General features: G+C 42.2%; 17 protein-coding genes. 5 read left to right on the top strand and 12 right to left on the bottom strand.

Annotated elements, in window-relative coordinates; translation table 11 throughout:
- Nucleotides 1-90: 90 nt before the first annotated feature.
- Nucleotides 91-300 carry a PIN domain-containing protein gene (locus tag V7L01_RS24495; protein ID WP_335039319.1) on the top strand — a complete coding sequence of 70 codons (210 nt, stop codon included), beginning with the start codon at nucleotides 91-93 and terminating at the stop codon, nucleotides 298-300.
- Here V7L01_RS24495 and V7L01_RS24490 read toward each other — a convergent pair whose 3' ends face one another.
- The 5 genes from V7L01_RS24490 to V7L01_RS24470 form a co-directional block, all read right to left on the bottom strand.
- The gene (locus V7L01_RS24490; protein ID WP_335039310.1) at nucleotides 301-1,899 is read right to left on the bottom strand and encodes an Hsp70 family protein; all 1,599 of its coding nucleotides are present in this window, start codon (nucleotides 1,897-1,899) and stop codon (nucleotides 301-303) included. It lies immediately after the preceding gene.
- A 444-nt stretch (nucleotides 1,900-2,343) separates the two neighbouring features.
- A complete protein-coding gene (locus tag V7L01_RS24485; RefSeq protein WP_335039308.1) occupies nucleotides 2,344-2,583 on the bottom strand; it encodes a hypothetical protein in 240 nt (79 codons plus the stop codon).
- Between the two features lie 400 nt (nucleotides 2,584-2,983).
- On the bottom strand, nucleotides 2,984-3,967 hold the full coding sequence (locus V7L01_RS24480) for a polysaccharide deacetylase family protein (RefSeq protein ID WP_335039305.1): 984 nt from the start codon (nucleotides 3,965-3,967) through the stop codon (nucleotides 2,984-2,986).
- A 98-nt stretch (nucleotides 3,968-4,065) separates the two neighbouring features.
- Nucleotides 4,066-4,950, bottom strand: a complete 885-nt coding sequence (locus tag V7L01_RS24475) for an aspartoacylase (protein ID WP_335039303.1) — start codon at nucleotides 4,948-4,950, stop codon at nucleotides 4,066-4,068.
- Nucleotides 4,951-5,002: 52 nt separating this feature from the next.
- Complete coding sequence (locus V7L01_RS24470) at nucleotides 5,003-6,040, bottom strand: glutathione S-transferase family protein (RefSeq protein ID WP_442937014.1); 1,038 nt, start codon at nucleotides 6,038-6,040, stop codon at nucleotides 5,003-5,005.
- 829 nt (nucleotides 6,041-6,869) lie between these two features.
- On the opposite strand from V7L01_RS24470, the gene V7L01_RS24465 reads away from it, so the two are divergent.
- Nucleotides 6,870-8,357: a galactose oxidase-like domain-containing protein gene (locus tag V7L01_RS24465; protein WP_335039299.1), complete on the top strand. Its 1,488-nt coding sequence runs from the start codon at nucleotides 6,870-6,872 to the stop codon at nucleotides 8,355-8,357.
- A gap of 67 nt (nucleotides 8,358-8,424) precedes the next feature.
- On the top strand, nucleotides 8,425-9,567 hold the full coding sequence (locus tag V7L01_RS24460; RefSeq protein WP_335039297.1) for a hypothetical protein: 1,143 nt from the start codon (nucleotides 8,425-8,427) through the stop codon (nucleotides 9,565-9,567).
- 146 nt (nucleotides 9,568-9,713) lie between these two features.
- Here V7L01_RS24460 and rbsK read toward each other — a convergent pair whose 3' ends face one another.
- The 4 genes from rbsK to V7L01_RS24440 form a co-directional block, all read right to left on the bottom strand.
- The gene (rbsK, locus tag V7L01_RS24455; RefSeq protein WP_335039295.1) at nucleotides 9,714-10,649 is read right to left on the bottom strand and encodes a ribokinase; all 936 of its coding nucleotides are present in this window, start codon (nucleotides 10,647-10,649) and stop codon (nucleotides 9,714-9,716) included.
- A gap of 103 nt (nucleotides 10,650-10,752) precedes the next feature.
- On the bottom strand, nucleotides 10,753-12,081 hold the full coding sequence (locus tag V7L01_RS24450; RefSeq protein ID WP_335039293.1) for an Nramp family divalent metal transporter: 1,329 nt from the start codon (nucleotides 12,079-12,081) through the stop codon (nucleotides 10,753-10,755).
- A gap of 439 nt (nucleotides 12,082-12,520) precedes the next feature.
- On the bottom strand, nucleotides 12,521-14,203 hold the full coding sequence (locus tag V7L01_RS24445; protein WP_335039292.1) for a SulP family inorganic anion transporter: 1,683 nt from the start codon (nucleotides 14,201-14,203) through the stop codon (nucleotides 12,521-12,523).
- 236 nt (nucleotides 14,204-14,439) lie between these two features.
- The gene (locus V7L01_RS24440) at nucleotides 14,440-14,598 is read right to left on the bottom strand and encodes a hypothetical protein (protein ID WP_335039291.1); all 159 of its coding nucleotides are present in this window, start codon (nucleotides 14,596-14,598) and stop codon (nucleotides 14,440-14,442) included.
- Between the two features lie 16 nt (nucleotides 14,599-14,614).
- Between V7L01_RS24440 and V7L01_RS24435 the strand changes: the two genes are divergently transcribed.
- On the top strand, nucleotides 14,615-16,423 hold the full coding sequence (locus V7L01_RS24435; RefSeq protein WP_335039288.1) for an ABC transporter ATP-binding protein: 1,809 nt from the start codon (nucleotides 14,615-14,617) through the stop codon (nucleotides 16,421-16,423).
- Between the two features lie 38 nt (nucleotides 16,424-16,461).
- The gene (ccmS, locus tag V7L01_RS24430; protein WP_335039286.1) at nucleotides 16,462-16,890 is read left to right on the top strand and encodes a beta-carboxysome assembly chaperone CcmS; all 429 of its coding nucleotides are present in this window, start codon (nucleotides 16,462-16,464) and stop codon (nucleotides 16,888-16,890) included.
- A 66-nt stretch (nucleotides 16,891-16,956) separates the two neighbouring features.
- On the opposite strand, the gene V7L01_RS24425 is transcribed toward ccmS, so the two are convergent.
- The 3 genes from V7L01_RS24425 to V7L01_RS24415 form a co-directional block, all read right to left on the bottom strand.
- Complete coding sequence (locus tag V7L01_RS24425; protein ID WP_335039284.1) at nucleotides 16,957-18,537, bottom strand: HEAT repeat domain-containing protein; 1,581 nt, start codon at nucleotides 18,535-18,537, stop codon at nucleotides 16,957-16,959.
- 112 nt (nucleotides 18,538-18,649) lie between these two features.
- Nucleotides 18,650-19,057, bottom strand: coding sequence for a helix-turn-helix domain-containing protein (locus tag V7L01_RS24420; protein WP_335039282.1), 408 nt, complete (start codon nucleotides 19,055-19,057; stop codon nucleotides 18,650-18,652).
- Nucleotides 19,058-19,282: 225 nt separating this feature from the next.
- Nucleotides 19,283-19,585, bottom strand: a complete 303-nt coding sequence (locus V7L01_RS24415) for a type II toxin-antitoxin system HigB family toxin (RefSeq protein WP_335039280.1) — start codon at nucleotides 19,583-19,585, stop codon at nucleotides 19,283-19,285.
- Between the last annotated feature and the right edge of the window lie 113 nt (nucleotides 19,586-19,698).

Below are 19,698 nucleotides of genomic sequence, written 5' to 3'. Positions count from 1 at the left end.
AGCAATTAGCGATCGCCTGTGCCAGTTGCGTCAGTTATACAGTACTAGAGTACTAGTAATTGGCGATCGCCTGTGCCAGTTGCGTAAGTCCTGAATAACTGTCAAGTATTGCCCATCACCACTGAAATTGCCAAGCCTTCCGGTGAATTGCGGGGTCAACTAAGATTAAGTGGGAAAACACACACCCAAACAGATATGATGATTGCTGCTACTGCTCAAATTCATCAATTGACCTTAGTAACGCGCAACATCCGAGATTTCGATGGCTGCGGTATCCCACTTTTAAATCCTTTTAGTTAATTAACTCAACTGTGCCACAAGTTGATTTTCCAACAGCGTATCATTCGTCAACAAATCCTCAACGGTGATTCGTAAAAAGCGTTGCTCATCAACTTGAAAGAGGATTTTGATGCGATCGCTTCCAGGATATCCTGTTGGTGTGAGTTGGGCAATTGTCTTCGCACCTTCTCGATCGTTGAGGGGTTTGACGCTGGTTTCACTATTGTCCATACGGCGAGTAATTAAGCGATCGCCATCAAAATAAACTTCGGTGTTACCTGTATCTGCTCCCAATTCTCCCATAATTAGTTCAATGCTGGGCTGATTTTCCACAGAAGCGCCTAAGACTAATTCCACTGGCTGACTCATTGGATATGCCTGTCCAGCTTTAATTAAAGAATGCCATTTGTGACGCTGATTGCGGCGATCCCAGTAGCGGATACCATAACTATGGTAAAGAAAATCTTTGATTTGTACACCTTGAGCTAACTGTAATGCACCTTGAGCGATCGCTTCAAAAGGACGTTCGCAACGGATTTTTTCTGGCTCAAAATACTGTTTTATCCATGTCTGCACTGCTGGCAATTGTACTGTGCCACCAACTAACAAAACTGCATTAATATCTGGAAGTTCTATCCCTTGCCGTCTTGCTTGCTGCAACAGTGTCGTCATCGACTCATCCAATAACTCAAAAAAGGCGTGTTCTTTGAGGATATCGTCAAAAGTGTCGCGGTTTAGTTCCAGTTCATAGCTTTCAAATGTCTCATCATCAAAATAAACTTCACTAGCTTGGCTTTGAGTTGATAGCTGAATTTTTACCCGTTCTGCCAATCTTGTTGTCAACGGACTTATCGCCAGTTCTTGAGTTCTGGCAAAGTAATCTACTAACCAATTATCAATATCAGTACCGCCCAAATTTTGCCCAGCTTTCGCCAGGACACGAGCTGTTTTGACTTTTTGTTTTGAATCTTCAGCCAGAGACTTATTACCCCACTTGAGGATAAATCCCAGCGGTTTGGTGGTTGCTTGCACGCCTCGATCCAACCGGACAAGGGACAAATCTAAAGTGCCGCCACCAAAGTCAATCACCAAGAGAATTTCTCGATCTGCCAAGCCATAACCCAAGGCGGCGGCTGTGGGTTCATCCAACATCCGCACCTGTTCGACCGGGAGGGATTGACAAACTTTCCCCAACCAATGACGATAGGCTTCAAAACTGTCTACGGGCACGGTTAACACTAGAGAATCTAACCCACCTTGCAGGGGTGCTAGTTCCTCAATTACTTTGGTGAGGAACCATTGCCCTACTTGCTCAAAGGTGACAATTTGCCCATCTAGTTCGGGTAAGAAACCTTGGATATCTGCACCAATGCCGCGCTTGAAGCTGCGGAAAAATCGCGTTTCGCCCTTGAGGTCAAGACCGCGATCGCGTACTTGTTGCCCGACTAAGACTTTATTTTGGGCTGCGTCTTCAACATAAACCAAGCTGGGAATCAGTGGCGGATTGAGACTTTGTTTAATTGACAAGCCTGGTAGAGTCAGGGTTTCTGGCTGCTGGGTTACAGGGTTCCAACGAGCAATGACTGTGTTGCTAGTACCAAAATCGATTGCGATCGCCATATTTTATATTTATTCTCTCGCACGAAGATGCCAAAGCTGCTTTATTTGTGATTATTCTCTATAAGCTACCAAGAAAGCAAATGCACCCATAGGCATACTCTTACAAGGAAGCAAGCTACGCTGTCCTCATGCATCAATCATCGGATTTAAATTTTATATCAATTTCTTAGACTACAAGCTAAAACGTAAGGGTGCAAAGCTGGTTGAGATTCATAAATAATTCCCTAGTTCCAAACTCTGTTCTAATTGTTTCCATCAAATGAAGCGATAAATATTAGAGCAGAAAGTATCAGATGGCTACTGGGGGAAGATTCAGCCGTCTGTGCTGTAAAAGGGGAGGTAACACCTTATGCTGGGCGAAAGTCTAAGTGGAGGCACTGGCTAATGAATATTAGTACAGAAACCCGATCTAACCCGGAACTCCGGGTTAGTGGTGGTTCACGCTCAATCTTCATGCCGTAACTGCCAGACTGCACCAAAAGCAGCCCCAGCCCCTGCTACCAATCCGGTACTCATCCCTTGGATAGTTTTTTGGATTGGATCTTGGGTGAGACACTCACTTGTAACCTTGCTGTCATCCAAGCAGAGACTACTTTCTGCCCAACCGGCAGTACCTCCCAAAATTACGCCAGCTATACTACAGGAAACAACTAGCAGCAAAAGACGTTGCGTTTTTCTAACCATAGATGGATGTGTCAAATATTAGAGATAGTGATTGACTCTTAATTACTTTACACATTCTTGCCAGCAAATGTCAGCTGGTTTCAAGAGAACTGGCTGTTATTTAAAATCTAGATAAGTAGTGACATGCTCTATACACTGATTTGGAGTACCAAATGAGTGTGGGGGACTTATGGGCAATTAGGTAAAAAAATCTGATTGGACATCACATCTTAAAAAAATAACCTCTGGGGAAGGGATATCACCAGAAGTTTTTGATAAAGACATTGGAATAGGGAACTATTATAAGGATAAATTTATCTTTTTGCCAACACTATTTCTTTCTTCTCCAAGACAGGTCAAAGTTAATTTTGCCTGTAATTAAGGATACAAATTGGATTGAGAAATCGCATAGATCGTATTTTTACCTCTTTTGAGGCACTAATACAGGCAGTTGATGGGCGTCGGCTACGAATTTGGCGTGTTGTCCAACAGTCAAAACATTGAACTGGCTGGATATAAGTTCTAAACTTTTGTTCACTATTGCCAGCTTTTTGTAGGTGGGAACGCTCATACCAGGAAAGAATGATAGCTCCGGCACATCCTCTTGACTTACAAAGTCTGTAGGATGGAGTAGCAGAGAAGGCTGGACGCGTGTAAGTTTACATAGCCACAGGGCAATTCGCAGGTAGAGTAACGCCACTTCCGAAGAAAATGTACTCAGATACATTATGTAACTGAAGTGAATTGGCACCTTGAAAATTGGCATGGTGGTAACGGGAATCTCGGTGAGTTTATCCTTACCCATGTGCCACTGGTAAGGTTTCAGAGGCTGCAAACCCTCTTTAAAACCGCCAAACAGGGCTTCCCGTTTCTTGCGTTCTTCCTTGCTCAGTTTACAGGTCATCAAATAATATGCTCGTGCTACGGGCCCCAAAAATGTGGGAAAAGTCGAAGCATCATATTGGTATCCCCGTCGTGCTAAGACTTTCAATACCGCAGGAGAAAAACTGTATCCAGGCCCCCGGAAGCCGATAGGATGTTGATGAGTCACCTGCTTGATATGTTCTTCGGCCAAGGCTACTTCTTGTTCAATCTCATCCTCTGAATACAGATGCAGCCAAGGATCGTGGTAAAATGAGTGATTGCCAATTTCGTGACCAGCGTTGGCGATCGCTTGTAATGCCTTGGTGTTCTTTTCCAGCGCTGCATCCTGACCCACAATGAATACTGTGATAGTCAAATCCCATTGCTGGAGAATATCTAAGAAACGAGGTACTGCGATATCCAGGTAAGAAGGGAAAGTCTCCCAACCCGGAGCACCCTGATTTTTCAGGTAAGACCAAATATTATCCAAGTCTAAAGAAAGACTGGCTATTGGTTTGTTTACTGCTCGCTTGGTTTGCATTATTAGTTTAAGTATTTAGATAATTTTAAACGTAAATTATTATAGTGTCATGGGCTTGAGCAACTGTTTAAAGGTACGCAAACTTAAGCGACAGTTTACTAGATATTAATTTGCTGCTTCTTAGTAAAACACATTGCAATTCCTTTTTCGTAGTAAGCTGCCTCATTAATAAAAATAGGCCAAACGGTAGATACACCTTCATAAAGAATTGTTTTACCTTCAAAGTCCAAAAACATTGGATCTCCTGGGTTTAAGGCTTGATAATCTTTATCCTGAAGCTGTGGATGAATCATTCCAAAAATTGTCCCATCCTGTTTTTTTGGATAGTCCACAACTGATAAATGGTCGTAGATAATTAACGTTTCTTTGGTTGATGAAATTTCATCCTGGTTAAATTGTTCCAGATAGTCCAGAACCGCATGAACAAGTTCTTCTGCTTGTTGGAACAGCGTCGCTTTTAAGAGTCCTTGGGCAATCGGGCCAACCTCGATCGCAAAGCCTAATTCGCACAGAGAATTTACAAATGGGTTTTCTTCAATTGATTTAAAAGAGCAGCGATAAACCCTTACCAAAGGATTAATCCGGCTCAGATGAGCAGCCAGCTTCAAATTGAAAGGATGACTGTTATCGAGAATAATTGTCAGACCCATATTAGCTGTACTGCTGTGCAAGTCTAAGATGAAATCTGCTTGTTTATCCCTGTTTGATGCTAGGGTGTTCTGAATTGATTTAGCTTGCAATTCTTCATAACTGCTCAGAGTCGGATTTTGTAAATCTTGCTTGAGAAAACAGCGATTTAAATCCTTCTCTACATATCGCCTGCCCGCCGCAAAAGCGTTAGGATTTGCTAATAGAGTGACTGTCTCAAAACTTGGTCTAGTAATCAAGTCTGGAAACTGGGCAAATTTTTGGATCAGGTAAGCTCCCGTAAACTCATTACCATGAGTTCCACCGACAATTGCAACTCGATTAATCTGGTTCACGATTACACCAACTGCGGAATGCAGCCATCGAGATATCAATTCTCAATGTAACTTATGAAGCATTCACTTTGCCGATGCGATCGCGATCGTGTGGTTGATTAAGATAAGACATATCAGGCCCATCGGGAATAATCCCACCGGGATTGAGTGGGAATAGGTTCCCGTAGTAATCTCGCTTCACACTCTCGACATCGCAGGTGTCAGCTACACCAGGAAGCTGATATAGATCCCTTAGGTAACCTCCGAGATTTTGATAGTCTCGAATTCGCCGCCTATTGCACTTAAACAACCCGTAGTAGGCGCTATCAAAACGAAATAACGTCGTGAATAAACGGACATCTGCGAGTGTGAGTTTGTCTCCACACAGATATCGACTAGTCTGCAATGCAATCTCTATCTCATCTAGAGTTGCGAACAGTTCATTACAAGCTTGATTGTATGCTTCTTGACTCTGGGCAAAGCCGCAACGATAGACACCGTTATTTACTGCGTGATAAATTTTCTCATTCCACCAGTCAATTTTCTCTTTGAGTTCTTCTGGGTAAAGATCGAGTGTGGGATTATTGGCGAACTCGTTAAATTCAGAGTTCAGCATCACGATAATCTCTGAACTCTCATTATTAACGATAGTTTTTGTTTGGTTATCCCATAAAATTGGAACTGTGACGCGTCCGCTGTAGCCAGGTTCTGCCAGCTGATAAAATTCAGCTAGCGTGCGGCAACCCTGTTCTTCTTCGTTGAATATCCAACCGCCTTCAATGGGAGAAGGAGAGACGATACACACTGATATTACCGCTTCGAGTTTTTTGAGCGATCGCACAACCAGAGTTCGGTGTGCCCAAGGACAGCCCAGCCCAACATAGAGTTTGTAGCGCCCCGCTGCTGGTGGGTGTGGGTTTCCTTCTTCTGTGCCAATGAACTTCCGAAACTGGCTATTAGGACGAATATAGGCTCCCGATTGATTGCTAGGAGCAAGCTTTGACATCATTATTTGCCACATAGTCGTCCAGACAAACTTTCCTAGCCAGATGATTAGCTTGGGAGGCAGTGTCTTACCCTTTTTCTTTGGGAGATTTTTCTCGTCATCCATTGGATTTGAGTTCCTCATGGCGACAATCTTGCTTTGGGAGCGATTGACGTTACCACTGTTTCTACTGAGCAGGTTTCCATACTTACAACCTACTCTGAGTTTTACTACTTTACTACGCTTTGCCTGTACTTTATATGATATTCATATTTATTGCGAAAAATCTCTGAGCTTTAGGCTAATTTTCATTTTAATTGCATATTTGCCTGAACTACTCTACGGATAAATCCGGGGGTTTCAATTCCATTAGAGTGAGTTTCGTATTATATGTATGTAACCATTGTAACATCATCCTATTGGTGACAAATTAACGCGATCGGCCATTTGTCAAAAATCGAGGTTCCAAACACAATTTTTAAGCCAGCAATACCCAATAGCAAGCTGCTTTCAAAGTTATGAACAAAAGGGAACTGACCCTTAAACTTCTCATTTGCGTCTACGCATTATATTTAAAAGTATCGTTTATCCTTACCCGAAAAAATCAACAAAAGGTGTAATTAAGTACGGACTATACAAAAATAATAACAGTATAATTACTATTGACAAACCGAATTTTATCTTAGCTTTAAAAAAAAAATATTACATCTTAACAGTAAGTAAACCTAAATCAGTATAGATATAATTAGGTGGGCATGAATAATTAAAGGTTTGTAGTAAGGGCTGAAGCCCTTTTTTTTAGGCTTCAGCCCTTACTACAAACCATTTTATTGAGTACTACATTACGTAATACATAGAATTTGATTTATTCTTGCCCACTTACTTAAATTTCGGAAAAAATTACTGAAAGAAAGAACAAAACTAGGAAATTTACGTAGGTAAAATTGCACATAAAATGACCCAACTTAATAACAAGACTAACCTTCAAGAAGATCCGGATTTAGGGACTTTCATAGCTCAGGGTACTACCACAGACAAATGGGAAGTATTGCCGTACAATGCTCCAATCCTACCTATACATGCCGCTCTACTTCGTACTGGTAAAGTATTCTTTTTCTGTGGCTCAGGTAACGATCCCAGTCGCTTAAATACTCCCTATGACAGCGTGGTCTGGGATGTAAACAAGGGAACCTTTTCCCGTCAACCGGCTCCATTGGATGATAATAATCAACCTATTGATATTTTTTGCGCCGGTCAGTCCTTCCGCCAAGATGGTCTGCTACTGGTTGCCGGTGGAACTCTGCGCTACGATCCATTTTATGGTTCGCCCTCTGCTCTGATGTTCGATCCCATTGCCGAGAAATGGATCAAGAAGCCATCAATGAATAATGGGCGCTGGTATCCTACTGTATTAACACTAGGCAGCGGTCGTATCTTTGCACTGTCTGGGCCGGATAAAGATGGCAAGCTCAACAGACAACCAGAAATTTATTCGGTTACATTTCCAAATGGTTGGAACGCTTTTCCAACAACTAGTCCCTTCCCACCATACGCACAGTTGTTTCTACTAAGTAGTGGGAAAATTTTCTACTCAGGTGCTCAGATGGGTGGCAACTCTGGAGTAGCGCCAACTATACTAACCCTGCCAGGGACATTTACGCAATCCATTGCAGAAAAAGTAGTGCCAGGGCTACAAGACCCAGATTTCGGTAACCAAGGTACTAGTGTACTTTTACCACCTGCACAAGACCAGAAGGTGATGATTCTCGGTGGGGGTAGTGGTAGTGCGGCAACAAACAGAGTCAATATTGTAGATTTCAAAGCTACTAACCCAACTTACGTACCAGCAAAGCCTCTAAATTATGCCCGGATGCATCACAGCGCAGTTTTGTTACCCGATCGCACAGTGTTTGTTTGCAATGGTAGCAAAATTAATGAAGACAACAGAGGAGCGATGCTGCCAGCAGAAATCTACAATCCAACCACAAATACCTGGACAGCAGTAGCTAAACAAAATGTCCCCCGCGTATATCACTCGGTTGCCTTGCTCCTGCCAGATGGTAGGGTAGTCACAGCTGGGGGTAACCGAGCGCGGACTATCAATGAAATGCGATTAGAAATCTACAGTCCTGCGTATATGTCGCGGTCGCGACCAACTATTCAGACCGCTCGCGGAGTATTGAGCTACGGACTGCAATTTACGATTCAGACACCCCAGGCTGCGAATATTAAATGGGTTAGTCTGATTAGACCATCGGCAAACACCCATTCGTGCGATACAGAACAAAGGTTAGTGGATGTACCGATTACTTCTAGGAACGGTACTTCTCTTAATGTCACGGTAACAAACAATCGAAACATAGCGCCACCAGGCTGGTACATGCTTTTTATTACTGATAACAATGGAACACCATCAGTAGGAAGGTGGGCGCGATTATCTTAACCTGACGGGTTGATGTTCAACACACTGCACTTTACTGAATAAAAGACATTATTTCTAGGATGGAAATATGAATTACAAGGTATCACGCCGACAGTTTGGCCAGCTGGCAATTGCTGGAACTATAGTATCTGTACTTGGTTATGTAACTAACAAAACTTTGGCGCAAACACCAAGTTTTAAAATTTTAGGTATAGGTTCTGGCTCTATCATCACCGCTGACAAAACAGTTATTCCAGAAGTAAACAGCACTGAACCAGACGACAGCATTACCTCAGACAGTGTACTTACAGATATTAAGCCTGTAGGACTGGGACTTGTTTTGCAATCCTTTGGTTTGCAATCTTTAAGTACAGGAAAGATTCAGCTTATATCTCCATTAGTCTCTAAGATACTTGCCGAGCAAGGTACAGCTTTAGTAGAGGCTAATGAGGCATTGAATGAGGCATTGAGTATCGTCGGTTCTTTAAGCGATGGCGCATTTGGCGATAGCCTTACAGATTTATTAGACTTTAATGACCTATTTGATGACTTCACTTCTTCAAGCAATAACACATCTAGCGATCGCGTTAAACCTTTAGTAGAGGCTAACGAAACATTGAGTGGCTTCACTTCTTTAAGCGATGGCACACTTGTAGTAGCCGTTACTCCTGTTAGCGCTAGTAGGAGACAGGATAAACCTACTCGCATTACATTTTTGGGTACACCTGTAAAAAGTTTGGTCGTCTCAGGACTTAAACAGAATCAACAGCTAGGGAGCTTGGTAGGCACTAATGATGGACGGCTCATCGGTCTAGTAGGTAAGAAGAATGGTACACCACCGATCAGATTGGTAGATATTGACATTCAAACAGGAGAGATCAGTTTCATTAGTAAGATTAAATTCCTGGACAATGAGCGAGTCAGCAATCTAGCTCAATGCCCAGATGGAAAACTCTATACGTCCTTAGTTGGAGCAAATGGTGATACAACTCTGGTGCAGCTAGATTCAAATCAAAAAAACCCGATCAGACTGGCACAATTGAAACTTAATGGTCAAGCGTGGAATAATGGCTTACAAAGCTTAGTTTGTTCTGCAACAGGTCAACTCCTCGGCTTTGGAGCCATGAGGTATGTGACACCTAATACTGTGTATAGCATAGATAAAAAAAGTGGAAACATGACTCGCGTACAAGACTTTGACGCTGGTCAGATTACCCTTGCTCGTAGTTAGAAGGGATTGAAGAAGAGGCAAGGGAGCAGGGAGCAAGGGGGATAGAAAAGAATGGGGATTTGACCCTGACTAAATGAGAACCACGCTTATTGAACTGGGGCACTCAGACCGATGTTGCCCCCTTCATTCCACAGCAGGAGGATGGATCATTTCCCGCTGCTCCCTACCCTTTCCTTAAGAAATGCATCAAATGTAAACCTATCCGGTAGCGAAGTTTGTGCGCCTGGTTTTGTCGTCGCTAAAGCACCCGCTGCTGCACCCCAAATGACTGCCTGATGTAAAGAAAGTCCTTGAAAAAGTGCTGCCGCCAAGCCGCCATTAAAAGCATCGCCAGCAGCTACTGTATCAACCGCATGAACTGGAAACACCGGGACAAAAAACTTTTCCTCAGCAGTGGCACAAAAAACACCTTTAGCACCTAGTTTGACGATCGCACATTTCACACCCCTTTGTAATAAAACTCCAGCTGCTTTGGCTGCTTCTTCCTCTCCATTTACAGGAAAACCCACTAACTGCGCTGCTTCAACTTCATTGGGTGTAATAATATCCACTAATGGGTAAAGTTCATCTGGGAAATCAGATTGGGCGGGTGCAGGATCGAGAATTACCGTTATTTTGGTTTTTCTTGCGGCTTTAGCAGCTGCTAACGCGGCAGTAATCGGAATTTCTAATTGTAAAAGCAGTGCTGTAGCTTCTGGTAATAAATGGGACAATCGTTCTACATCTTCTTGATTGACACGCCCATTTGCGCCAGGAATTACAATAATTTGATTTTCACCAGCATGATTTACGGCGATGATGGCGACTCCAGAACTAACAGTCTCATCTACGAAAATATTGCCAATCTGCACGCCAGATGCTTGCAAATTGTTGACAAGTTCTACACCAAAACCGTCTGCACCTACACGCCCCACCATTTGGGTAGGAATTCCCAATTTTGCTAATGCTACTGCTTGATTAGCTCCTTTTCCTCCCGAAACTTTAAAAAATTCTTCTCCTAGCAACGTTTCTCCTGGGACTGGCAACCTAGATGTTGTTGCTACCAAGTCTATATTTATGCTGCCGAAGACGATAATGCTCATGATGCTTATTTTTATTGATTTTAGAGACCATTTATAAAGTAAATATTTAGGTGATGAGACAATGATTTTTGCAACTGGTGATGGTACTGTCTTTACCTTCATGTTAACTGGGAACTTGTACCAGCCATCCCAAAAAAGTTTGTAATAGTAACCAAGTATTTAAGCTAACGATAATAATAGCAACTAACCAGGCTAAAGATTTTAACCACAAGGGATTCACAAACTCACCCATCAAGCGACGATTACTCGTAAATATCACCAATGGAATCACTGCAAATGGTAACTGTAAGCTGAGGATAACTTGGCTGAGAACTATCAGGCTACTTGTACTATTTTCACCAAAAATAATGATTGCAATTAATGCTGGAACGAGCGCAAGCAGACGGGTTATTAAACGGCGTAACCAAGATGGAAAGCGAAATTGCAAAAAGCCTTCCATAACAATTTGTCCTGCCAGAGTTGCAGTCAGCGTTGAACTTTGCCCAGAAGCAAGTAAAGCGATGCCAAAAACAGCACTAGCAGCACTAACTCCTAATATTGGTGAAAGTAATTTATAAGCATCTTGAATTTCTCCCACATTCTGATTACCAGAAAAATGAAATGTTGCAGCAGATACAATTAAAATCGCTGAGTTGATAAACAGTGCTAATGACAAAGCAAAAGTTGAATCAATTGTGCCAAACTTAATTGCTTCCCATCTTTTTTCAGTATTAGGTTGCCAAGCACGGGTTTGCACAATAGAGGAGTGTAAATATAAGTTGTGAGGCATCACTGTTGCCCCTAAAATGCCGATAGCGATGTAGAGCATTTCTGGATTTTGCAAAATCTCTGCCTTGGGCACATATCCCAACAAAATTCCCCCCATATCAGGGCGGGAGAATAGAATTTCCGCTGTAAAACAGATGCCTACAGTTGCCACCAGCATTATTACCAGGGCTTCTGTATAGCGAAAACCTTTATGTTGCAGAACTAGCAATACCAGGACATCCAGTGCAGTGATGCACACACCCCATAACAAGGGAATACCGAATAAAAGTTGCAATGCGATCGCACTTCCTAATAGTTCTGCTAAGTCACAAGCGGCGATCGCAATTTCACACAGTACCCACAAACAAAAGCTTACCCTTCGACTGAAATAGTCTCGGCAGGCCTGCGCCAAATCTCGCCCTGTAGCAACTCCTAAACGTACACATAGTGATTGGAGTAATATCGCCATCAGGTTCGACAGTAAAATCACTGACAACAAAGTGTAGCCAAACTTCGATCCGCCAGCGATGTCTGTTGCCCAGTTTCCAGGGTCCATGTATCCGACTGAAACCAGATACCCTGGCCCTGTATAAGCCAGCATCTTGCGCCAAAAGCTGCTGCTGTTAGGGACTTTAATACTGCGGTGAACCTCTGGTAAGCTAGGTCTGTTTTCTGGGGGAGTCATTTACTTTGCCATTAAATATTCTCATATTCTTTTCATAATGTCAGAAAATGTAGAATAAACATCAACCTTTAGACAAGTAGTAATGTTGTAATACCTCAGTAGGCAGTCTTAAAATTCCATATTCCTCATGAGCAACTAGCTTTGTGTTACAGCCAATGGTGATTAATCATTAGTGCCAATGACTAATGACTAATCACCAATGGCTTCGATTTACCCACAGCTTCAAACCGTGGCGATATCGAAACTGCAATTGCTGTCTGAGCTTAGAATTGCTGTACCTTTAGGGAACTCCAAAAAATAAATTATCCAATTTTTCCTCCCCCTGCTCCCTGCCCCCTGCCCTGCCCTAAAAGCAATGGGATATTTTTTATTTGGAAGTCCCTTAAATCGGGGAGTAAGTCAAAGGTATCTATTTTGCTCGCTTTATGGGAAAATGTTCTTAGTCATTTGATTCCATCAATTCTTTGGTTTTAAAATCAGCCACTATAGGTTGAGAACATTCTCGAATCTGAGGAGAGATAGAGCAAATCGCATCTGTCGTTGTTTCAAAACAATTTGATAAGCCAATTGTTTTTAACAATCCGGTTCGTTCTAATAGTTGTTTGACTTCGGGTTGTAAACCTGTGAGAATTAAGCGGCAATTGTGCCGTTCCAAGTCGTGGTAAATATCCTCTAAGGCAACTAACCCAGTTGTGTCCATATTTGGCACAAACCGCAACCGGAGAATTAAATATTTCACTTCCGGTTCATCCCGGAGGAAGGTAGCAAACCGTTCGGCAGCACCAAAAAATACGGGGCCATCTACCCGATAAACGGCAATTTCTTTACCTAATTCTAGAGGAGTACCAGGGGGAAATACTTCGGTTTCAGGTATTTTGACTAGGCTCAATTCGCTCATCCGTTTGATGAACAAGGCTCCGGCTGCAATCAATCCCACTTCTACAGCGAGAACTAAGTCAAACAAGATTGTCACTAGCCAGGTGAGAATCATCACTGCAAAGTCAGAGTAGGTAGCACGCATCAATAAACCAATGGCTTCCCACTCAACCATCCGCACGCTAACTACCATCAAAATCCCAGCAAGTGCTGCTAAAGGAATCTGTGCTGCTAGGGGTGCTAAAGTTAAAACAATAATGGCTAAGGCAACGCCGTGAATTACCCCAGACAGTCGAGTTTTGCCGCCAGAACGGACATTGACAACAGTCCGAGCGATCGCACCTGTTGCGGGGATGCCACCAAAAAATGGCACAATAATATTTGCCAACCCTTGACCAATTAATTCGCGATCGCTATTGTGTTTTTCGCTCACCGTCATCCCATCAGCCACTACCGCCGATAGCAACGATTCAATACTTCCCAGTGCAGCCAAAGCCAAAGCAGGATTAATCAGTTCCCGAATCAAGCCAAAATTATTCCAGTGGGGAATACCTTGGGGCATCGGTAAAGATTGGGGAATGCTGCCAATTGTGGGTACATTCAGATGGAAATAAGCAGCGATCGCTGTTGCCAAAACCAACCCCATTAAAGAACCCGGTATTGTAGAATTAATTTTGGGCCACAAAATCGTGGTTGCAATCACCACTATTGCCAACCCAACAGCAGCCCAATTTAAAGCTTCTACATGACTTGCACTTTGCCAAAGTCCCGGCAGAAAATGTTCGCTGCGGGGTAGTTGTAAACCAAAGAAATTATTTAATTGGCCACAAAATATAATCACGGCAATACCATTGGTAAAGCCTGCCGTCACTGGATAGGGAATAAATTTCACTAGCTGTCCAAGTTTGGCAACCCCCAAGGCAATCTGGATAATCCCAGCCATTACCCCAGCAATCCAAACTTTTTCAATGCCGTACTTGGCGACAATTCCCACCAAAACTACAGCCATTGCACCTGTCGGCCCTGTAATTTGTACTGAGGAACCACCAAAAATTGCGGCTACAATTCCCGCCACAATAGCCGTGTAAAGTCCAGCTTTTGGTTCTACTCCACTTGCCACCGCAAAGGCTAAAGCTAAAGGCAAGGCTACCACTGCTGATGTCAGCCCTCCCGTCAAATCGCCGCGCAATCCACTAAACAAGCGATTCAGACGCTGTGGCTCTTCGAGGATATTAGATATTGCCATATTCCGTTTCAACTCTCATACAAACTTTGTTGATGCACAGATAGATATCACATGATATCCGGGCAATTAAGCATAATACCCGGAACCTCAAAAAACCTGGGGCGAAAAGCCCTTTCATTATAGACATCTGCCAAAAAAGTCAAAATTATTTTGTCATTAACTTCTAGCGGGCAGTCTTGAAGAATCCGTCCATTTGGGTTTTAGATGAAGCTATCGCGGTGGTGGATAATTAGACATCAGCGGCAATCTAGCGATCGCTCGAACAAATTACAGTAGATAGAACTACAATTGCGTTCGCGTAGCGTACCGTAGGTAATCGCGTAGCGTACCGTAGGTAATCGCTCATCTTTAGACTCAAGACTCAGAACTTTTTTCCGTGGTAATATCAGTTGCACGAAACCGCAAAAAGCCGTGGCTACTGTATTAAAATCTCATCGGGCATCAAAAAGGCGTAAACATTCAACGCATCCTCTCCAGCGCTTGCTTGAGTATGGACACCAGTATCGTAAACAAATTTGGCTGGCGACTACTTATTCTACCCTCAATAAATTTTTTGACTTAGCACCACCCGGCTTAATTGGCGTGGCGGTGGATGTGGTAGTTAAGCAGCAAGATTCCATAATTGCCCAGTTAGGGGTACGCGATGTCTTTCAACAATTTTTGATTATTTCCTTCCTGACTGTCATCATTTGGATACTAGAATCTGTTTTTGAGTACGCCTACGCTCGACTTTGGCGGAATTTGGCTCAAAATATTCAGCATGACTTGCGTTTGGATGCATACAAACATTTGCAAGAATTGGAATTGGCTTATTTTGAAGAACGCAGCACTGGTGGTTTAATGTCTATCCTCAGTGATGATATTAACCAATTAGAGCGGTTTTTAGATGGGGGAGCGAATGATATTATCCAAGTTTCCGCAACTGTTATAATTATTGGCGCTGCTTTCTTTATTTTGGCTCCTAGTGTCGCGTGGATGGCTTTATCACCGATGCCATTTATTCTCTGGGGTTCCTTTGCCTACCAAAGACTACTTGCACCTCGCTACGCCGATGTGCGCGAAAAGGTAGGTTTTCTTAATTCGCGTTTGTCAAACAATATCAGCGGAATTACTACTATTAAAAGTTTCACTGCTGAAGCTTATGAAGCTTATCGCTTGGAATTAGATAGCGAAGCTTATCGCCGGAGTAACTCTAAAGCAATTACTCTTTCTGCTGCTTTTGTGCCGTTAATTCGGATGCTAATTTTGGTGGGTTTCACGGCATTACTTTTATATGGTGGGATGGCAGCAGTTTCTGGAAAAATGTCTGTAGGGACTTACAGCGTATTAGTGTTTTTAATCCAGCGATTGTTGTGGCCTCTAACTAGATTAGGCGAAACTTTTGACCAATATCAAAGGGCAATGGCTTCTACTAATCGAGTCATGAACTTGTTAGATACTCCTATCGCTATCCATACAGGTGATGTATCGTTACCTGTGGATGAAGTGCGCGGTGAAGTGCAATTTAAAAATGTTTATTTTGCCTATAAAGATAGATTTGCAGTTATTAAAAATCTCTCTTTGGATATTCCGGCGGGAAAAACTATTGCAATTGTCGGTTCTACCGGTTCTGGTAAAAGCACTTTAGTCAAACTTTTGTTGCGGTTATACGAAGTGCAAGCTGGAAGCATTACTGTCGATGGTATCGATTTGCAAAGTTTGAAATTGCAAGATTTACGGCGCTGTATTGGTTTGGTGAGCCAAGATGTCTTTCTATTTCATGGCACTGTAGCAGAGAATATTGCTTATGGCAGCTTTGAGATTACAGAGCAAGAAATTATCACGGCGGCGAAGATAGCGGAGGCGCACGAATTTATTATTAACTTGCCCGAAGGTTATGAGACAATTGTGGGGGAAAGAGGGCAAAAGTTATCTGGTGGACAAAGACAACGGATTGCGATCGCTCGTGCAGTTCTCAAAAATCCCCCCATTCTGATTTTAGATGAGGCTACCTCGGCGGTGGATAATGAAACAGAAGCGGCAATCCAGCGATCGCTAGAACGGATTACAGTAGATAGAACTACAATTGCGATCGCTCATCGTCTTTCCACTATCCGCAATGCCGATTGCATTTATGTCATGGAACATGGGAAATTAGTAGAGTCGGGAACCCATGAGCAATTGCTGGAGAAAGACGGTATTTATTCCGGCCTCTGGCGTGTACAGTCAGGTTTGAGATAAGTTTCGCCTATTGTCTGTGTCTTCATTACGAATGATTTATGTTTTTTGGTAATAGTCAACCAGAATCAGGTGATACTAAGTGGCGTCGCCAGTTGGATAAGTTTGTCAAAGCAAATCAGCAGGAATTGGCGGCGCTGTTTTGGGGATTGTGGTTAGCAAATGGCGATAGTCAGGGTACTGTTGGTATTGATTTACAACCAACGCCGCATTTTGTTTATTGTCCGAAAGAGCAGATAGAGAATTTAAATATTAGAGTTGAGAATCGGCTTCAGGAAATTTTGGGAATTGTGGAGAATCACAAGCCGGATGTGGAAGTTGTGATGATTGGGATTGGGAAGGGGGAAATTAAGTTAATTCAGTTTGCACCGGAACCAGCGCCACCGATTTGTTTTGAGGAAGTTGGGAAGGATGTGGATGGGTTATTGGATGTGTTGGAGGAGAGGATGAGGGGGGAGATTGTTTTTTAACGCAGAGGGACGCGGAGGGAAGCGCAGAGGTACGCGGAGGAGGAGAAAGAATTCTGCGCTTGTTGTTTAGTTGATTGCTTTGTGGAAGTCTGGGTAAGTGAGATTCTGGGCACAATGCCAGATAATGTTAAATACGGCTTCGTAGCGATAAGAACTGTTTTTGTAGAACTGTTTACTCAGATAGTCTTTTAGGGTTATGACTACTTGTGGTAAATGTTCGCTTTGGAGGATTTTTGTCAAACTATCAGCTATATCTAAGAGACAGGATTCATAAGATAATTGATGTGTGGGTTGAACGCTGAATTGTTTTTTGTAGTCATCATATTCCTGAAAAATCTGAATGTTTTGAACAAGAACAAGGACAGCTTGTTTTAGCTTCTCTTTAACTAATTTGTTGTCTAGATCGAGTTGTTCTAGATGTTGAACGGCATTGACTAAACTTTCAAATGCTTGCAAACGGATAAATCTATTTTGACTACTTTCCCGTATTTGGCATAAAGTAGCGATCGCCTTTGGATTACCAGGATCAATTTTTACTAAAGCTTCGGCTGCATACAAACACTTCCATTCGTCCTCAGAAGCTTGATGCTGAGAAGTTTCAAGTATTTGGGATAACGTTGCAATAGCCACCTTATTACCTATAGCGATCGCAGTTTTATTTTCTGGATCAATTTTCAGTAAATAAGTTACAGCGCTATTTATAAGAGATGCACTTGCAGAAGTTTCGAGGATATAAACTAGAGCCTTTAGTGCGACTGCATTACCTGGATCAATTTGCCATAAAGCCTGACTTGCACCAAAGCAGATTCTATCACCTTGGTTGATCTGTAAGAATTTGACGAGGGAGGCGATCGCAGTTTGATTACCCACAGCAATTTGTCCTAATGCTGCGATTGCATTGGAACAATTGTCCTTATTTAGTGTAGTCTCTATAAGGTGAACTAATACAGCGATCGCAGTTTGATTACCATAGGCAATTTTCCCTAAACCTACGATTCCATGCCAGCAAATCGGCTCATCTGGAATCGTCTTGATGTCGTGGATGAAAGTAGCGATCGCAGTTTCATCACCAACTGCTATTTCCCCAGGATTTTGATTTATCTGGCAGAATATTTGTTTATTTTCAACAATCGGTGTTAACAGTGTCAAGGCTGCGATCGCACTTTTATTACCCGGATCGAGTGTTCCTAATTTATCGGCTGCAACTCCAAGAACTGTGCGACTTTCAGTAGTATGAACCAAATGGACAAAAGCAGCAATAACCCGTTTTCTATCGGTTAATTCCAGCGTTTTTCTAGCTGTCTTCACCAATGGTTTTGGTAGTATCTGCCAATCACTTTTATCTTGCCGAAAATAGGCATAACTCCATTTGAGTAGCTGTTCTACAATTGCATCACCCAAACTACATTCTGGGAACTGGGATAAAGCCTCAGCCGCCAAAAAATAGGCGCGATACCGATAAAAATCGCCACAACTGTCATCAAAATCTATTAAAGCTTGGATAAAATCTTCTTTTTGCTGCTTATCTACATCCTTTTGGCTGAACCAGTAGAGAATCTCTGCTTTCCACTCCGGTTCAAAGATGCGGTAAGTACCTTGATTTAAATTACTGCGATCGTCGTTAAAGAAATACTGCCAATCATGCATTGCCTCCTACCCACTTCGAGATGTGGGACGAAAGGGACTTAAATGAATCTTGCTACATCACTTGGCTTGTTGTCAAGTCTGGACGCGATGAGGATCTGTAAAGTTTTCCCTTTTATGACTCAAAAAAAGCAGCAGGCGAAATATGAAAAAACTCCGCAAGGCGAGCGATATGGTTAACTGTCAGTTTCCTCTGTCCACTCAAAACTTCAGATACAATAGACTCGGTTTTAAAGATAGGAATTAAATCTTTTTGTCGCAAACCAAATTCGGCTATTAACGCTTGAAGTAATTCTACGCCATGAATATCAGGTATAGAATGATGCTTTTGTTCGTACTCGTAAACCAGAGTACCTAAGACATTGAGATAGTCTTGTTCATCTGGTGTTAATTCACCTTTATCAATCAAGGAATCGATTACTTCTTGCGTAGCCAGTAATTCTTCCTCGGAAGTTACCGGACGAGGAGGGAAAGACTTAAGTAATTCAATATACGTTTTAGTAACAGGTGTTCCAGGGGTCATTTTGCCAGATATCTTATTGTTTCAATCCCTAATAGGGATTTTGATTAATTGGAACTCAAATACTTTGGCTCATATTATCATCCAGATAACTAATAGTTTCAATCCCTAATAGGGATTTTGATTTATTATAACTTAGGAATTATATTCATACTGCTGTTCAAATATCTAAGAGTTTAAATTCCTAAAAACGATTTTTTAAAATGTTACCTAAGAGAATGGTTAGCATCAAGCGAACCAACGATCATTTTTCCACTCATCTTTATCATATTCGGCATGTGTCAGTATATGACGAATAAAAATTTTTCGATATTCGTAATCCACTAAAGTAATCAGTCGATAATTATTACCACCGATGTTAAAAACTGTGAAATTACCGACTTGATCGGCTGAGGGAAAAGTTTGGCGTAACTCTATCAAGTTCTGCCACTCTGCTACAGATGTAAGTTTGTACCATAAGCGCAGGCTAGTTTGTGCATTAGAGTGCTTTTCCCAGAACTCAGAAAGTCTTGCACGACTGATGATGTGCATAAATTTTTATTAAATAGTATTTTTTCATAGCAGTATCTTTTGATGGGCTAGTAGATAATATTAGCAAATTGCGAAGTTCTTGTGTGTATTGCCCAACCCACTTTTAAAGAAAC

The sequence above is a fragment of the Nostoc sp. genome (genome assembly GCF_036917095.1).
Taxonomy (GTDB): domain Bacteria; phylum Cyanobacteriota; class Cyanobacteriia; order Cyanobacteriales; family Nostocaceae; genus Nostoc.
This window is presented reverse-complemented; position numbering and strand designations above follow the sequence as displayed.

Excerpts from the sequence above, each read along its gene's own strand:
- V7L01_RS24490 (WP_335039310.1), bottom strand. The coding sequence starts at position 1,899 with ATGGCGATCGCAATCGATTTTGGTACTAGCAACACAGTCATTGCTCGT.
- V7L01_RS24485 (WP_335039308.1), bottom strand. The coding sequence starts at position 2,583 with ATGGTTAGAAAAACGCAACGTCTTTTGCTGCTAGTTGTTTCCTGTAGT.
- V7L01_RS24480 (WP_335039305.1), bottom strand. The coding sequence starts at position 3,967 with ATGCAAACCAAGCGAGCAGTAAACAAACCAATAGCCAGTCTTTCTTTA.
- V7L01_RS24470 (WP_442937014.1), bottom strand. The coding sequence starts at position 6,040 with ATGGATGACGAGAAAAATCTCCCAAAGAAAAAGGGTAAGACACTGCCT.
- V7L01_RS24465 (WP_335039299.1), top strand. The coding sequence starts at position 6,870 with ATGACCCAACTTAATAACAAGACTAACCTTCAAGAAGATCCGGATTTA.
- V7L01_RS24460 (WP_335039297.1), top strand. The coding sequence starts at position 8,425 with ATGAATTACAAGGTATCACGCCGACAGTTTGGCCAGCTGGCAATTGCT.
- rbsK (WP_335039295.1), bottom strand. The coding sequence starts at position 10,649 with ATGAGCATTATCGTCTTCGGCAGCATAAATATAGACTTGGTAGCAACA.
- V7L01_RS24450 (WP_335039293.1), bottom strand. The coding sequence starts at position 12,081 with ATGACTCCCCCAGAAAACAGACCTAGCTTACCAGAGGTTCACCGCAGT.
- V7L01_RS24445 (WP_335039292.1), bottom strand. The coding sequence starts at position 14,203 with ATGGCAATATCTAATATCCTCGAAGAGCCACAGCGTCTGAATCGCTTG.
- ccmS (WP_335039286.1), top strand. The coding sequence starts at position 16,462 with ATGTTTTTTGGTAATAGTCAACCAGAATCAGGTGATACTAAGTGGCGT.
- V7L01_RS24425 (WP_335039284.1), bottom strand. The coding sequence starts at position 18,537 with ATGCATGATTGGCAGTATTTCTTTAACGACGATCGCAGTAATTTAAAT.
- V7L01_RS24420 (WP_335039282.1), bottom strand. The coding sequence starts at position 19,057 with ATGACCCCTGGAACACCTGTTACTAAAACGTATATTGAATTACTTAAG.
- V7L01_RS24415 (WP_335039280.1), bottom strand. The coding sequence starts at position 19,585 with ATGCACATCATCAGTCGTGCAAGACTTTCTGAGTTCTGGGAAAAGCAC.